We start from the raw sequence: 15,659 nt of genomic DNA, 5'->3' as shown, positions 1-15,659 counted from the left end.
ACCGATGCAAATCGACACCGACGGCAGGAATCCCTCGCTGGTGCAGTACATCCTGCGTGGGGTCGCCTTTCTGGTGGCGTTGCTCATCCTGTTCGTGCTGCTGTTCATGCGCTATCAGGGTGTGTTCACCTCCACGGTTCCCGTCACCGCGAAACTGACCGATGTCGGCGACGGACTGATCACGCAGGCCGACGTCCGCTACAACGGTCTGATCGTCGGATCGGTGAAGTCGATCGAACTCAGCGACGAGGTCGGCCCGGGCAATCTGCAGTACAAGAACGTCGAGATCGACGTCGATCCCGCGCAGGCCGAGGGAATTCCGGCCAACGTCACGGCGCGTACGGTGCCCGCCAACCTCTTCGGTGTGAACTCGGTGCAGCTGGTCCGGCCCGCCGACGTGAGCACCGAGCACCTGTCCTCCGGCGACGTCATCCCCGCCGACGAATCGATGGCGACGCTGAAACTCCAGGACGCGCAGAATGAGCTGCGCACGCTGCTGCGTGCGGTGCCGCCGGAAGACCTCGCGTCGGTACTGGGGGTGATCGCCGACGCGCTCGAAGGCGGTGGCGCGGTGTTCGGCGCATTCGTGCCGCTGCTGGACAACTACTGGCAGAAGATCAACGCCCAGTTCCCACCCGGTGCACCTGGCGGTTTCGACAACTTCGACAATGCGGTACGTGGATTGTCGGAGAGCACTCCCGAGCTCCTGGACACTCTGGGCCGCAGCGTCATCCCGGCGATGACCATAGCCGAGAAGCAGCAGGATCTCACTGCGATGCTGTCGGCCGGCCAGGGCCTGCTCGACGAGACCCAGGCGTTGTTCGCCGCCAACGGCGACCGCGGCAAGAGCGTCGTGCGCGACCTCAATCGCACCGTCGGGGCCGCGGTGTTGGAGCCGGAATCGCTACCGCAGGCGCTCGACGCGCTGAACAACCTCGCTGCGCGGGTGCTGACGGTGTTCACCGGCGTCAACGGGCACCCCCAGCTGAACATCGGCGTGAACTTCGGTGCGTTCCAGCGATACACACGCCAGAACTGCCCGGTCTACAACGCCGGCGAGTACGGCACCATGCGCGGACCGAACTGTCAGGGTCCGGGCACCGGCACCGGACCGACGAGCTCGGGGCCGCTGCTGATCTACCCGTCCGACGGGATGCGGCGTGCTGCACAGACCTTCGGCGCGGTGAGCACCTCGTCGGACAATCTGACGTTGGCCGAGGCGCTCAAGCGTCAACCGAACGCCGCGGACACGCTGATGTTGGGGCCACTCGTGCAGTCCTCGACCATCAAGCCGGGTGAGTCCGAACGGGGCGAATCCGCACAGGCCGAGGGAGGGGGCCGATGAGTCACGGCCAGGCCAGTATCCGCAAACCGCTCATCGGGTTCTCACTGTTCGCGGTCGTCGCACTGCTGTTGACCTACATCATCTACTCCACGCTGGAACGGTCCCTGCCCGGCGACACGGCGTCGTACAGCACCTACTTCAACGACGCCTCGGGACTCGCCTCCGGTGACGACGTCCGGATGGCGGGGGTGCGGGTCGGTCGGGTGTCCGACATCGCCCTCGATGACGGGCGGGCCCGTGTCACGTTCGAGGTGCAGACCGACCAGCCGGTGTTCACCAACACGATGGCGGCGATCAGGTATCAGAACTTGATCGGGCAACGATATCTGTCGCTGACGCTGGTGCCGGATGAGCCGAGTACCCCGTTGGCTGCCGGTGCGAGTTTGCAACAACCCTCCGAGGACTCGTTCGACGTGACCAAGTTGCTCGCTGGTTTTCAGCCGGTCTTCGAGACGCTCGACCCCGAACAGGTCAACGCGCTGTCCGAAGGACTGGTGCAGGCATTCCAGGGCAACGCGGTCTCGCTGAGCTACACCGTCGCCGAGGTGGGTCAGGTCGCCAGTGACATGGCCGACCGCGACGCGGTGATCGGCGCGATCATCGACAATCTGAGCGGCGTGATGCGAGATCTCGCGATGCAGGGCAGTCAGGTGAGTACCGTGATCGACAGCATCGGCAGCCTCATCGAGAACCTGAACAGCAACTCGGCTGCGTTCGGCCAGTCGGTGTCGCAGATCGGTGAGACCGCAACCGGTTTCGGTGATGTCCTGGCGCAGAGCCGGTCGTCGCTCGCCGACGCCGCCGACAACGCGCGCGCTGCCACCGACACCCTCATCGCCAACGGCGCGAAACTCGACAACATGGCACAGCAGCTGCCGATCTTCCTCGGCCACTTCCCGCTGGTGCAGGGGCAGGGCGCGTACCTGAACATCTACGCCTGCGATCTCGACATCGCCATCGGCGACGTCCTGTTCCCTCCGGGAATCATCAACAAGATCGGCGGGACGAAACACTCGGAGGTGTGCCGATGAGACGATGGCGCAACCACTACAACGAGAACCGGCGCATGTGGTACGGGGCGATAGGCGCGGTGGTGATCGTCCTGTTGACGCTCGGTGTGGTCGGGATCGCCCAGGCCCATCTCGGCAAGAAAACCTATATCGGTGAGTTCGCCCAGGCAGGCGGAATCCGCCCGGGCGACAAGGTGCGGGTGGCCGGCATCGACGTCGGTGAGGTCAGCGCGACCGAACTCGCCGGCAATCAGGTCGACGTCACCATGAAGGTGGACCAGGATGTCGACGTCACCGCGAACGGATCGGCGGAGATCAAGATGTCGACGCTGCTCGGGCAGCGCTATGTCGATGTGTCGCTGGGTGATTCACCCGATCCACTCGACGGCGAGCGGATCACCGACACCCGGGTACCCTACGACCTGCAGAAGACGATCGAGGAGGGGACACCGATCATCGCCGGAATCGACGATGTGGAACTGTCGGAGAGTATTCGGACGCTCAACCGGCAACTGGCCGGAGCGCCCGCGGTGACCAAACCGACCCTCGACTCGCTGACCGAGATGTCGAAGGTGATCACCAATCGTCGCGATCAGATCAACCAATTGGTCAGTGACACCAAAGCGGTCACCGGGATCGTCGACGACAGTCAGGCGCAGTTGTCGATCATCGTCGGTCAGGGGCAGCAACTGGCCGAGAAGATCGCCGCGCGTGAGGCGTTGGTGACCCGAATGCTCGACGGTATCGCCCAGCTCACCGAGCAGGCGCGTGCGGTGGCCGCGGAGAACGGCAATCAGTTCGCACCGATCATGGCCAACCTCAACACGATGTCGCAGGGCTTGGAGAAGAACCGCGAGAATCTGCGCAAGATGCTCGAGATTCTGCCGGTCACGACCCGGGTCACCAACAACACCATGGGCGACGGTCCATACGCGAACGGCTATCTGCCGTGGGGCATCTTCCCGGACAACTGGCTGTGCACCGCACGGGTGGTGGACGGATGTTGATCACCACCAGGCGGGGGCGTGCCAACCGGATGCGTCGCTCGCTGGCGTTGACCGCAGTCTCGTTGTTAGCGGTGCTCGGGCTGTCCGGCTGCTCGCTGATCCCTGCGTCGTGGACCGCCGCGTTCGGCTCGGCGATCGAGGCCACTGCGTACTTCGACGATGTCTCCGGGCTGTACGAAGGCAACGACGTCGCCGTGCTGGGGATGCCGGTGGGTCAGGTGACGTCGGTGCAGCAGCAGGGCAACCGGGTGAAGGTTACCTTCACCGTCGACAAGGACGTGCCGGTGCCAGCGGACGCGACCGCAGCCATTGTGAACACGTCCATCGTGACGACGCGACACATCGAACTCTCGCCGGCCTACACCGAGGGACCAGAACTCGCCGACGGAGGTGTCATTCCCGAGACCAAGAGCCCGGTGTCGGTGGGTGAGCTGTTCGACTCGATCGACCGGTTGATGGAGTCGCTGTCGGGGGATGCGCCCGGTGAGGGCCCGATCGCCGACATGATCGACATCACCTCGGGCATCACGAGTGGCAACGGTGAGCGGATGCGGGTGGCCCTCGACGAACTGGGCAAGGCCGCCGAAGTGGCCTCGGGCAACGGGGACGCGCTCGTCGACATCATCCGGACCGTTCAGGCGCTCACCACGACGCTGGTGGACAACTATCCCAAGATGACCGCCTTCTCCAACTCCATCAACGACGTGGCGGAGATGCTGGGTAGGCAGGCACCGGGGCTACAGGCCACTCTGGCCGACGTCAATGCCACGCTGCGGAACACGTCGGAGTTCCTGCAGAACAACTCCGGCACCATCAGCTCGTCGACGGGACGGCTCGCGGCGTTGACCCCCAACCTGAGCGACTTCTCCCGTCAGGTGGTCGAGACCATCGACATCGCACCGCTGCTGTTCCAGAACCTCAGCAATTCGGTCTCGGCGGAACAGGGTGCCTGGCGCGCACAGGTCCTGCTCGACAAGTCGCTGATCGACACCGAACTCGTGTCGACGTTCTGTCAGGCGATCAACCTGCAGAAGAACGGTTGTCGCACCGGTCAACTCAAGGACTTCGGCCCGGACCTCGGTGTCTTCTCGGCGATGCTGGAGCTCACGAAATGACCGGCCGTGATCAGATGCGTCCGTTCCGGACCGTGCATGGGCGGCGCCGTGATCGCCGAATCGGGCGCCGCTGGGTGGTGGCATTCACCGCTGCGGCCACGCTGGCCATGTCGGGATGCGGCGTCGTTCCCGGACTGACCGTCGAGCAGATCCCGCTGCCGGCGCCCGGCGGCATCGGTGACTCCATCACGTTGACCGCGGACTTCGACAACGCGCTCAACCTGCCCACTCGCGCCAAGGTGAAGCTCAACGGCATGAACGTGGGGCAGGTGTCGGAGATCGAGGCGGAGAACTACAGCGCCATCGTCACGATGCAGGTCGGGACCGCGACCAAATTGCCCGTCGGTACCGGCGCCGAACTACGGCAGGCCACCCCGCTCGGCGACGTGTTCGTCGCGTTGTTGCCACCGCCGGGTAGCCCGGAGGGCTACCTCGGCGACGGGGACCAACTGACCGGCCCGACGTCGGCGGCCGCGACAGTCGAGGACCTACTGGTCAGCACGGCCGGTGTGGTCGACAGCGGATCGCTCAATTCGCTGACGGTGATCCTCACCGAGTTGAGCAATGCGGTCGCCCCGAATCCCGATGCGCTGTCCGGCTCGATCGAAGGATTGACCACCGCGATCACCAAGTTCAACGAGAACGCCGCCCGGGTCGACGAATCGATGCGCTACACCCAGGTGCTGACCGGTCAGCTCGCCGCCGGCCGCGCTCAGATCATGGCCTCGATCGACAAACTCGGTCCCGCCGTGGACGCGGTCAACGGCCAGATCGGCCAGATCCTGACGACGCTGGACAAAACCAATCAGGTGACGGCGGCCACCAACGACTTCCTGCAGTCCGACGGCGGCAACCTCGTCGAACTGCTGGCGAATCTGAACACCGCCCTCGGCGGTTTGCGTGAAGGCGCCAAGACCTTGGGTCCGCTGGCCGACAACCTGGCCGAGCTGACCCCGAAATGGGTGAAGGCGACCCCGGGCAGTGCGGCGGCGCTGTCGTCGAAGGTGTACTACCTCAATCCGGGCGTCGGTTTCGACGCGGCGACGCGTCTGCCGGAGTTGGAGGACGTCGACTCGGCGTCGGAGTCGTTGCAGCAGACGCTGACCCGCTTGCTGGCACGACTGTCCGGAACGAAGGGGTGCTGCGGATGAGCGCGGTGACCGGTCCGATCACCTGGGTGCGCAAGCATTCGATCCTGGTCGGCAACATCGGACTGATCCTGGTGATGGTGGTGGGTTTGGCGTATCTGTCCTTCGGGGCGTTGCGCTGGGACCCGTTCCGCGGCACCTATCAGTTGACCGTGCACTTCCCGAACTCCGGCGGTCTGCAGGAGACATCGGGAGTCACCTTGCGGGGCGCCCGGATCGGTGATGTCCAGCAGATCCGGGTGCAACCGGAATCGGTGGACGTCACCGTCGAGATCGCCGAGGACGTCCAGATCAATCGCAACGCGGTGGTGGCCGCGCTCGGGCTGTCCGCGGCGGGCGAGCAGTACGTGGACTTCCAGCCCGCGACGGCGGACGGCCCGTACTTCGTGAACGGCGATGAGATCGCCATCAACCAGACTCGCGTGACCGCGCCGTTCCCGCAGACACTGGAGGCGACGCTCAACGTTGTCGACCAGATCGATCCCGTCGAATTGCGTTCGGCCATCGACAACTTGGAGGTGGCTCTCGGGGCGGATGGTTCGGGCGACAACGTTCTGCGATCGCTGTTCGTCTCCGGTGGAACGATCTTCGCCGATCTGGCCCGGGTGTTGCCGCAGACCACGAAACTGATCTCCGACACCGGCACCATCCTGAAGACGACGGCCGACATCCAACCCGATCTGGGCACCACGGTCGACTCGATGAGTACCCTCGTCAACGCTGCTGTGGCCGCCGACAAAGAGCTACGGGTGTTGCTCGATCAGGGACCCACGCAGCTGACGAGTCTGACCGGTTCGATGAACCAGATCCGTGATCCGATCACCGACGTCCTTACCCAGTTCGTCGACATCGCGCGCCAAGGTGCGTTGCGAGCGCCCGCGATCGCCAATCTGTTGCCGTCGATCCGGGACGCGAGCATCAAGAGTCTGAGCATGTTCCACGACGGGGCATGGTGGGCGTTCGGATCGGTCTACCCACGGCCGAGCTGCAACTACGCGGTCACCCCGGTGCGCCCGACCAAGATCCTGGAATTGAGCGTTCCGACCAATCTGTACTGTGTCACTGAAGATCCGAATCAGCAGATCCGCGGATCGGCCAATGCGCCGCGCCCGCCTGGCGACGACACCGCCGGCCCGCCGCCGAATTTCGACCCGAACGCGCGGACCGTGCCGCTCGACAAATGACGTGAAGAGTAGGAATGACCGAGCAGGACAAGCCGACTGACCCCGACCGCGCCCCCGAGGTGCCCGAGCCGGACTCCGACAGCGGGGGTGCCGAGACCGCGCCGACCCCGCCTCGACCGCGAACCAAGTCCGCACGAAATCGCGCGGCGGGGACCGGGTTGTCGGCAGCCGACTCCGGCGCCGCAGACCGTGGCACCGCAGACAGTGGCACCGCAGACACCGGCGGCCCCAGCGCCGACAGTCGCGATTCGTCTGATGCGGTACCGGGGCCGACCTCACAACCCCGTCAGATCTCGCTGACCTTCACCACTGCCGGACTGGCCAAGGTGCTCGCCGTCGTGGTGGTGATCGCGGCCGTGATGGGGGTGGCGCTGCTCGGGTGGGGCTACTACCAGGAGCGGCAGCGACTCGACGCCTTCGATGGCAGCAAGGCCGCGTCCGAGGAGTTCGTCACGAAGTTGGTCAGCACGATGACCAAGGACGGTGTCGGCAATATGAAGGAGTTGCTCGGCCCGTTGTCGACCGGCGAGTTCAGACAGCATCTCGAGCAGCAGCAGTCCGATACCGCGCAGGCCGTCGAGCAACTCAACCTGCAGGACGCCCAGTCGGCGGTCAAGTCGGTGTCGGTGGAGACCTTCGACACCGACTCCGCCCGTACGGCGGTCCTGATGGAGGTCAGTGGCAAGAGCGCCATCGCCCCAGAAGGTGGCAAGAGTCTGATGCTGCTGTGGCTCGATCTGCGCCACGAGGACGGGCGATGGCTGGTGTCGGAACTCAGTGGGGCCCAGGCCGGCATCGGCGAGGAACAGGGTGGTGCGAATGGCGCCCAACCGGCGCCTGCCGCGCCCGCTCCCGCCGGCTGAGGTTGGCCAAGGCGGCACCGTGGCCACCGGCTGGCCTGTGACGATCCGTTTGTCAGTCGGTTCGGGTCAGCAACGCCACACCGTGAAAAGTGGCGAGCTCAGTGAGTGCGGTCGGCACACCGCCGTCGATCGTCCGTCCGGGGGCGGGCCCGAGCACGTCTTCCCACCGGCCGGTGGGAAGGGTGAGGGTCGTTGCCGCGCGGCCGGTGTCGGACAAGCTGTGGGTGAGTCGGGTTGCGATCACGATGACCTCGGCGCGGCCGCTCGCTCCGCGTGCGAACGCGATCACGTGGTCGGCACCCCGACCGTCGGCGTGGATCGGCGTGTAGTCGCCGCCTGCGCCGAATGCGGTGGGATGGGCGGTGCGCGCCCGTAGCGCAGCCTGGATCAGGTGGGTTTTCGGGTGTTCTGTCGAGCGGTTGTGGTCGACTGGGCGGCGATTGTCCGGATCCACCAGCGAGTCATCCCACCACTGGGTGCCCTGATAGATGTCGCCGACGCCCGGTCCGAGTAGGGCGATCAACTTGCGGCCCAACGTTTCGGACTGCCAGCTCGGCGTGATCTCGGTGACCAGCGCCGAGATCGTCTGCGCCGCAGTACCGGTGGTGATCGCGATGATCCACTCGGCGAGGTCGGACTCGAATTCCTCGTTCACCTCGGTCCACGTGGTGTGCAGTCCCGCCTCTCGGGCCGCCTTGGTCGCGTAATCGGTGATGCGGGTGCGCAGGATGTCGTCGACCGGCCCCTGGACTGGCCACACTCCGATGATGTTCTGCAACAGGAAGTATCCCGTGAGATCGTCGGGTGGCGGAGCCATCTTCCACAGGTCGGACACCACCATCGACCATCGCTCGGGCACCTGGGTCAGTATCGCGATGCGAGCGCGGACATCCTCGCCACGCTTCGTGTCATGCGTGGCGGTGGTCGTCATCGCCCACGGCCACTGCGTGCCACGACGGATGTTGTGGGCGTGAAAGTCTCGTATGCTCACCGCGGGGTCGGCCGGATCGCCACCCACCTCCTGCGCCGACACCAGCCGCGCCGTGCGATAGAAAAGGCTGTCCTCGACGCTCTTGGCGGTCACCGCGCCACACGTCTGGGCCAGTCGCGAGGTTGCCGCACCGGGGCTCGCGGTGGCGCGGACCACCAACTCCAGCGCCTCGGCGAGCCGCGGAATCCGCACGGCGATGGCCGAGGCCACCCGCTCGAGCCGGGAGCGCAGCGCGGGATAGTCGGCGCGGTACACGCCGAGTTCGGCGATGAGTTCGGCCGTGGCATCGGCCACGGCTGCCGCGTCGGCAGACGGATCGGAGTGGGTGATCGCCCGAACCAGCCGACGATGCTCGGTGGGAAACATCTCGCGCAACGTTGCCAGTTTGCGTGCGCGTTCGGTGCGGTGCAGCCAGTCGGAATCACCGGGTTGCCCGGTGATCCGCTCATGGATCTCCCCGAGTTCGACGATTCCGCTCGGCGCGGTGAACACCCCGTCGATGATGCGCAGTTGATCGTAGCCGGTGGTGCCGTCGACCGGCAGTGACGGTTCCAGTGGTTCGTCGGGGGCGAGGATCTTCTCGATGTAGAGCAACCGGCGTTCGCCTACGTCGCTGCGCAGCCTACGCAGATAAGATTGCGGATCCCAGAGTCCGTCGGGATGGTCCACGCGCACACCGTCGATGAGGTCCTCGTCGATCAGATCGAGCAGCCAGTCGTGAGTTGCTGCATAGACTGCCGGCTCCTCCTGCCGCAGTCCGGCGAGTTCGTTGACGGTGAAGAATCGGCGGTACCCGATCAGTCCGCTGTTCCAGGGGACCAGTCGGTAGTGCTGTCGCTCGTGGACGTCGATCGGGTTGCCGGCCGCGGCCGAGCCGGGAGTGATGGGAAATGCGTGATCGTAATAGTGCAGGTGACCATCGGAGACGGTGAGCGGGGACAGGTCGCCGTCGGCCGCGAGGACGGGCAGGGCGATCTTGCCATCGGCCCCGTTGGCGGTGGAGAAGTCCACATCGAACCACGAGGCATAGCGGGACGCCGAACCGTAGCGCAGCAGGTCGCTGAACCACGGGTTCTGCGTGACGTCGGCGACCCCGGTGTGGTTCGGGACGATGTCGACGATCAGGCCGAGACCGGCGGTACGTGCCGCGGCGCGGAGCTCCCGGAGCCCGTCGAGTCCACCGAGCGTCGGCGACACCGCCGGGGGCGGCACCCAGTCGTAGCCGTGTGTCGAACCGGCCGTGGCCCGTCCGATCGGGGACAGGTAGACGTGACTGATCCCGAGGGACACCAGGTGATCCAGGATGCCGATGACGTCAGCGAAACCGAAGTCGGGGGTGAGTTGGATCCGGTAGGTGGCGACGGGCTCCCGCTGCCCGCCGACGCCGGGTGGTGAGGGAGTGGCCATCACCGTCGACTCACGACGTCCTGCGCAGGACCAACACCGAGCGCGCGCCCACGGTGACCACCGAATCGGCGGTGGCGGTCATGTCGGTGGTGCCGGTCGGATCGGTGGTGTCGAGTTCGCCCACCCATTCTGTGCCCCAGGAGGACGGTGGGAGCGTGAAGTCGATGTCGCCGTCGTGGGCGTTGAAACAGACGATGAAACTGTCGTCGACGATCTTCTCTCCGCGCTCGTCCGGCTCTCCGATCCCGTCACCGTTGAAGTACACCGCGAGGCTGCGGCCGAACCCGCTGTCCCAGTCCTCGGAGGTCATCTCCTGGCCGGCCGGGGTCAGCCAGGAGATGTCCAGCGTCTGCTCGCCCCATCGGATCGGTTTGCCGGCGAAGAACCGCCGTCGACGGAACACCGGGTGTCGGGTGCGCAGGTTGATCGCCTTGCGGGTGAACTCGAGCAGGTCGGCGTTCTTCTCGGCCAGCGCCCAGTCCATCCAGGAGAGCTCGGAGTCCTGGCAGTACACGTTGTTGTTGCCCTGTTGGGTGCGGCCGAGTTCATCTCCGTGGGCCAACATCGGTGTGCCCTGGGAGAGGAACAGGGTGGCCAGGATGTTGCGTTGCTGGCGGCCACGCAGCGCCAACACATCCGGGTCGTCGGTCGGTCCCTCGACCCCACAGTTCCACGAGCGGTTGTGGCTCTCCCCGTCCCGGTTGTCCTCACCGTTGGCGCTGTTGTGTTTCTCGTTGTAGGACACCAGATCCTGCAGGGTGAAACCGTCGTGGGCGATCACGAAGTTGATGCTCGCCAGTGGCCGTCGACCGGTGGCCTCGTAGAGATCGGAGGAGCCCGTGAGGCGGGACGCGAACTCGCCGAGCGTGGACGGTTCCCCGCGCCAGTAGTCGCGAACCGTGTCGCGGTACTTGCCATTCCATTCGGTCCACAATGGTGGGAAGTTGCCCACCTGGTAGCCGCCTTCGCCGACGTCCCATGGTTCGGCGATCAGTTTCACCTGGCTGACAACCGGATCTTGTTGCACCAGATCGAAGAACGCCGAGAGCCGGTCCACGTCGTGCAGTTCGCGGGCGAGCGTGGACGCCAGATCGAAGCGGAACCCGTCGACATGCATCTCGAGCACCCAATAGCGCAGCGAGTCCATGATCAATTGCAGGGTGTGTGGGTGACGTCCGTTGAGGCTGTTGCCCGTCCCGGTGTAGTCCATGTACATCTCGGGATTGCCGTCCACGAGACGGTAATACGCGGCATTGTCGATACCGCGGAACGAGATCGTGGGGCCGAGGTGATTGCCCTCGGCGGTGTGGTTGTAGACCACATCGAGGATGACCTCGATGTCGGCGCGGTGGAACTCGCGCACCATGGCCTTGAACTCGGTTACCGCCGCAGCCGGCTGTTCGGGTTGCGAGGCGTACTCAAGATGCGGCGCGAGGAAGCCGAAAGTGTTGTAGCCCCAGTAGTTTCGGAGGCCCTTGTCGATCAGGACGAAATCCTGCATGAACTGGTGCACCGGCATCAGTTCGATGGCGGTGATTCCGAGTGATTTCAGATGATCGATGATGACCGGGTGGCACAATCCGGCGTAGGTGCCGCGGAGATGTTCGGGTACGTCGGGATGAGTCGCCGTCATCCCTTTGACATGCGCCTCGTAGATGACGGTCTGGTGGTAGGGGTGACGTGGTGGTCGGTCGTTCTGCCAGTCGAAGTATGGGTTGATGACCACCGAGACCATGGTGTGGCCGAGCGAGTCGAGTTGCGGCATGTCGGTGGGATGTGCCGACGCCATCGGCACGCTGGGGGTGGCGGTACTCGTCGTTGCCGGGCTCGGTTCACCGCTGGTGGCTCGCACGGGGTCGGTCTGCACGGGCGTGTCGGCGTCGACTGCTGCATCGACCTGATTTTCCGCGTCCTCGACAGTGGCGGCCGGTGCTGCGGACGACGTTGCCGTGCCCGAGGGCCCGTCGCCGGATTCGGCGCTGGGTTCGGGTTCCGGGGCGTGCTCGTCAGGGTCGGCCATGGCGTAGGAGAACAACGCCGGGTCGCCGTCGAAATCGCCGTGGAATGCCTTGCCGTACGGGTCGAGCAACAGCTTGCTCGGGTCGCACCGTAAACCTTGCGCCGGGTCGTAGGGGCCGTGTACCCGGAACCCGTAGAACTGACCCGGCCCGATGTTGGGCAGGTAGCAATGCCAGCAGTATCCGTCGACCTCTTCGAGTCGGATTCGTTGCTCCACGCCGGTCGCGTCGATCAGACAGAGATCGACCGCGGTCGCGACCTCGGAGAAGAGCGAAAAATTGGTTCCCACACCGTCATAGGTGGCGCCCAGCGGGTAAGCGTTGCCCGGCCAGACGACAAACGGTGTCGATTCCGTACTGCTGGGAGACCAGGTGCCGGGTGTGGGGATGTCGACCATCTCGGCGGGTTCGGCTGAGTCCCGCCCATCCGCGTCGGGGGCCGGCGACGGGGTCATCTCGGCCTTCGGCGATTCCATGACATGACACTAGCCGTCAATGGTCGGGGGTTCATCTCGGAGCGATCGCGCGCTGGTGTGGCGTGGGCGACTATCTCGGCGCCGCTGGGCCGGTCCATGGAGCGGCCGCGGCCATCTGCCGTCCCAGCTCATCGGTGAGGCTACGAACATAGGTGGCGCTCAGGTGGTGCCAATCCTTGTAAACCACGATGTTGCCGACGATCGCCGGACACAGTTCGGCGTCACAGACCCCGTCGGAAAGGTCCAGGGCATGGAAGCCCGGGCGGGTGGCAGCCAGGGCCAGCGCGGGGTCCTCCGGGGCGAGCGCGACGTCGCGGCGCGTGGCGCAGCTCGTCGCGGTGCCGCCGTCGGCCAGGCACGTCGGAGTGTCGATCAAGCCTTTCGCGTTGTGCGGCCACGGTGTGTCGCGGATGCCGAACACCTCGATGCCGGCGTCGAGGAACTCGTCGAAGATGGGGGTGTAGGTGGGCGGCACCCAGTCGCCGGGCTGATAATCGCGCGGCCGGGTCGAATTGGTGAACACCGCGGTCGGCTTGTCGGCGATCACCTTCTTCATCACCCGCATCACCCAGTCGTGACATTGCGGATACGGTACGCCGTCTTGCTTCGGGACCAGCTCGGTCGACATCGGGCACCCCATTTTGAGGTAGGTGGTGACCTTGAAGTGGTTACGCCGGCCCAGCTCGTCGAGCGCCGAGATCCACATCTCGGCGTGTGATCCGCCGATCAGTGCGACGGTCTCGGTGGCGTTCGGGTCACCGTAGACGCCGACATGGATCTCAGGGTCCTCGAAGTTGCTCATGTAGCCATCGGTAGAAGTCTCCGGGAAATCCTGCGTGACCATCAGCGGCGACGGCTGCGGGTCGACCGCGGGAACGGGCCACCCGTTCAGCAGCGCGCGGGCCCCCGGGTAGGTCCGTGGGTCCAGGTTTCTGGTGTCCACCACCATCGTGGACACCCGGTGGTCCCACACCTTGATGCCGATGCCGGTCACCAACGTGCCGATGACCAGAATCGATGTCACAACCGATGTGTAGGTCAGCCACCGATACCGACCGTCGCGACGCGCATGCGACGGCTCGGAGCGCCCGCCACGGAGCGGGTCCTCGATGTAGCGCTTGGTGAGCCATGCCAACCCGACCGACACCGTGAGCAGGCCGACACCTTCGAGGACGCTCGCGTGGTTCTTCTCTCGCCAGGTCAGATAGAAGATCAACAGCGGCCAGTGCCAGAGGTAGAGGGCGTAGGCGATGCTGCCCAGCCACACCGGCCACCGACTGGCGAGCATGCGATTGACCGGCGGCAGCCCCTGCGGACCATCGGAGCCGGGTCGCGGACGCTCCAACGCGGTGGCACCCGCCCAGATGATCAGCAGCGTGGAACCGACGGGGACCAGCGCCCACGGCCCCGGATACGCGTTCACGCCGTCGATCCACCAGCCGCAGGTCACGATGAGGGCCAGCGCGACGATCGCGGCAACCGTCCGGAGCCATCGCGGGACCCGCCAACTGGGCAACCAGATGGCGAGCAGGCCACCGGCCAGCGGCTCCCAGACGCGGGAGAAGGTGTCGTAGTAGTTGAACTGCTGGTTGACGCCCATCCGCATGTGCGCCCAATAGAAGGAGACCAGCGCCACCGCCAGCACGGCGACACCCACCACAACCCGGATCACCCGGGGTTCGGCCACCGGCGCGAGAAACCGCGCGCAGAGCTTGATCAATGCCGCGAAGGCGAGCGCGACCAGCATGGTGAGCACGAAGAACTGGCCCTGCACCGACATCGACCAGATGTGTTGCAACGGGCTGTTCGCCGAGCTGGCCGCCAGATAGTCCTGGGAATTGAAGGCCAGATGCCAGTTCTGGTAGTAGAGGGCGCTGGCGATGAGTTCGCGCCCGATACTCACCCAGCGGGTTTGCGGGATGATGATCACGGTCAGGACGGCAACGGCGATCAGTACCGTGAACAGTGCCGGGATCAGGCGCCGCAGCAGGCGTTTGAGACGTGGCCACGGATTGATGGTGTCGCGCAGCGTCACATGGGTGGCCTGGCTGTGGATGGCATGACGCAGCAGCGAGCCCAGGAAAAAGTAGCCGGACAGGGCCAGGAACACGTCCACCCCGCCCGACACCCGGCCGAACCACACATGGAAGCAGGCGACCAACGCGATCGCGATGCCGCGCAGACCGTCGAGGTCGGTGCGGTACGCGGGCACGTTGTCCGCCGGAGCCGGACCGGCCGGGGTGGCGGTGTGGATAGGGGCTGCCACTGCCTGGATGCGTCCTTCTGTTATCGGTGGCCGCTGGGGCCGGGTTGTCGCAATCGGACCCGACCGGTGGTCATCACGTGATAGAGGCCGTAGGTCCGCCCAGCAATCTACATGCCGCCGCACCGAGATCTCGATTCGACGCGGCGTGCCGAGGCGAGTGTCGTACCCGCGCTGACCTTTACTTTTCTTTACCTTGCGGTACGCCGGCGGCGGTCGTCAGACGTTGTGCCCGCATCCGGGCACCGTCGAGGATCACGCTCAGACCGCCGGAGAACTCCGCGGTGAAGTCGCGTCCGGACGGTCCGGTCACCTGGAGTCGTTCCATCTGCGACCGGGTCTGCTCCTCGATCGTCAGCCCGATGGTCAGCTGGCACACGGCGGTCGCCACGGCCTGCGCGTCACGCTCGTCGAGTCCGCCGTCCCGCGCCACCGCCGCCAGTTGCCCCGCAATGGTCCGCGCTGACAGTCCGCTGGCCCAACTCGAGGACACGATCTCCGCGCTGTCGGGGACGTCGAGCAGGGCAGCGCGCAGGCCCGTGGCGAGGTAGGCCAGGCGCTGATCCCAACCCAGATCCTGCGGTGTCGCTGGGATCTGCTCGAGGATGTCGTCCGACAGCGCCGCCAGCAGGGTCTGCTTGTTGGGGAAATGCCAATACAGGGCGTTCGGGCGGACGCCGAGATCGGCGGCCAGACGCCGCATCGACAGATCGGCCAGGCTGTGCTCGGCGAGGATCTCCCGCGCCGCCTGCAGGACGTCTGCTCGACTGTTGCTCACCCGGCCAGGATAAGGGTCCTGTACACCGTTCAGGAAAATACCTGTACAGTGTCC

General features: G+C 65.6%; 11 protein-coding genes. 7 read left to right on the top strand and 4 right to left on the bottom strand.

Annotation, left to right across the window (positions count from 1 at the left end; translation table 11 throughout):
• Window positions 1-4: 4 nt before the first annotated feature.
• The 7 genes from ACIGKQ_RS00650 to ACIGKQ_RS00620 are packed head-to-tail and all read left to right on the top strand — an operon-like array spanning window position 5 to window position 7,672.
• Window positions 5-1,345: an MlaD family protein gene (locus tag ACIGKQ_RS00650; protein ID WP_266061011.1), complete on the top strand. Its 1,341-nt coding sequence runs from the start codon at window positions 5-7 to the stop codon at window positions 1,343-1,345.
• Window positions 1,342-2,376 carry an MCE family protein gene (locus ACIGKQ_RS00645; protein WP_266061013.1) on the top strand — a complete coding sequence of 345 codons (1,035 nt, stop codon included), beginning with the start codon at window positions 1,342-1,344 and terminating at the stop codon, window positions 2,374-2,376. The genes ACIGKQ_RS00650 and ACIGKQ_RS00645 overlap by 4 nt, the downstream gene beginning before the upstream one ends.
• Window positions 2,373-3,362, top strand: a complete 990-nt coding sequence (locus ACIGKQ_RS00640) for an MCE family protein (RefSeq protein ID WP_287015027.1) — start codon at window positions 2,373-2,375, stop codon at window positions 3,360-3,362. The genes ACIGKQ_RS00645 and ACIGKQ_RS00640 overlap by 4 nt, the downstream gene beginning before the upstream one ends.
• Window positions 3,356-4,477 (top strand): MlaD family protein, encoded by a 1,122-nt coding sequence (locus ACIGKQ_RS00635; protein ID WP_287015026.1) that lies wholly within the window; start codon window positions 3,356-3,358, stop codon window positions 4,475-4,477. The genes ACIGKQ_RS00640 and ACIGKQ_RS00635 overlap by 7 nt, the downstream gene beginning before the upstream one ends.
• Window positions 4,478-4,491: 14 nt before the next feature.
• Window positions 4,492-5,628 (top strand): MlaD family protein, encoded by a 1,137-nt coding sequence (locus ACIGKQ_RS00630; protein ID WP_372512373.1) that lies wholly within the window; start codon window positions 4,492-4,494, stop codon window positions 5,626-5,628.
• Window positions 5,625-6,809 carry an MlaD family protein gene (locus ACIGKQ_RS00625; protein WP_266061017.1) on the top strand — a complete coding sequence of 395 codons (1,185 nt, stop codon included), beginning with the start codon at window positions 5,625-5,627 and terminating at the stop codon, window positions 6,807-6,809. The genes ACIGKQ_RS00630 and ACIGKQ_RS00625 overlap by 4 nt, the downstream gene beginning before the upstream one ends.
• Window positions 6,810-6,823: 14 nt before the next feature.
• The gene (locus ACIGKQ_RS00620; protein ID WP_266061018.1) at window positions 6,824-7,672 is read left to right on the top strand and encodes a hypothetical protein; all 849 of its coding nucleotides are present in this window, start codon (window positions 6,824-6,826) and stop codon (window positions 7,670-7,672) included.
• A gap of 52 nt (window positions 7,673-7,724) precedes the next feature.
• Here the strand turns inward: ACIGKQ_RS00620 and treY are convergent, their stop codons facing one another.
• From treY to ACIGKQ_RS00600, 4 genes are all read right to left on the bottom strand, one after another.
• Window positions 7,725-10,070 (bottom strand): malto-oligosyltrehalose synthase, encoded by a 2,346-nt coding sequence (treY, locus tag ACIGKQ_RS00615; RefSeq protein WP_396571945.1) that lies wholly within the window; start codon window positions 10,068-10,070, stop codon window positions 7,725-7,727.
• Window positions 10,071-10,080: 10 nt separating this feature from the next.
• The gene (glgX, locus tag ACIGKQ_RS00610) at window positions 10,081-12,564 is read right to left on the bottom strand and encodes a glycogen debranching protein GlgX (protein ID WP_287015023.1); all 2,484 of its coding nucleotides are present in this window, start codon (window positions 12,562-12,564) and stop codon (window positions 10,081-10,083) included.
• A 70-nt stretch (window positions 12,565-12,634) separates the two neighbouring features.
• Entirely contained in the window at window positions 12,635-14,830 is a 2,196-nt protein-coding gene (locus ACIGKQ_RS00605) for an acyltransferase family protein (RefSeq protein ID WP_235723178.1), read from the bottom strand.
• 178 nt (window positions 14,831-15,008) lie between these two features.
• Window positions 15,009-15,605 (bottom strand): TetR family transcriptional regulator, encoded by a 597-nt coding sequence (locus tag ACIGKQ_RS00600; protein WP_235723177.1) that lies wholly within the window; start codon window positions 15,603-15,605, stop codon window positions 15,009-15,011.
• Window positions 15,606-15,659: the final 54 nt, after the last annotated feature.

The organism is Gordonia sp. NPDC062954 (assembly GCF_044543825.1).
Classification (GTDB): Bacteria; Actinomycetota; Actinomycetes; order Mycobacteriales; family Mycobacteriaceae; genus Gordonia; species Gordonia tangerina.
The sequence above is the reverse complement of the archived record's forward strand: the minus strand, read 5'-3'. Positions and strand labels throughout refer to the sequence as shown.

Bases quoted from the DNA above. Each gene is read 5' to 3' on its own strand.
- glgX (WP_287015023.1), bottom strand. From the start codon at position 12,564: ATGGAATCGCCGAAGGCCGAGATGACCCCGTCGCCGGCCCCCGACGCG.
- ACIGKQ_RS00645 (WP_266061013.1), top strand. From the start codon at position 1,342: ATGAGTCACGGCCAGGCCAGTATCCGCAAACCGCTCATCGGGTTCTCA.
- treY (WP_396571945.1), bottom strand. From the start codon at position 10,070: ATGGCCACTCCCTCACCACCCGGCGTCGGCGGGCAGCGGGAGCCCGTC.
- ACIGKQ_RS00650 (WP_266061011.1), top strand. From the start codon at position 5: ATGCAAATCGACACCGACGGCAGGAATCCCTCGCTGGTGCAGTACATC.
- ACIGKQ_RS00630 (WP_372512373.1), top strand. From the start codon at position 4,492: ATGCGTCCGTTCCGGACCGTGCATGGGCGGCGCCGTGATCGCCGAATC.
- ACIGKQ_RS00620 (WP_266061018.1), top strand. From the start codon at position 6,824: ATGACCGAGCAGGACAAGCCGACTGACCCCGACCGCGCCCCCGAGGTG.
- ACIGKQ_RS00625 (WP_266061017.1), top strand. From the start codon at position 5,625: ATGAGCGCGGTGACCGGTCCGATCACCTGGGTGCGCAAGCATTCGATC.
- ACIGKQ_RS00640 (WP_287015027.1), top strand. From the start codon at position 2,373: ATGAGACGATGGCGCAACCACTACAACGAGAACCGGCGCATGTGGTAC.
- ACIGKQ_RS00635 (WP_287015026.1), top strand. From the start codon at position 3,356: ATGTTGATCACCACCAGGCGGGGGCGTGCCAACCGGATGCGTCGCTCG.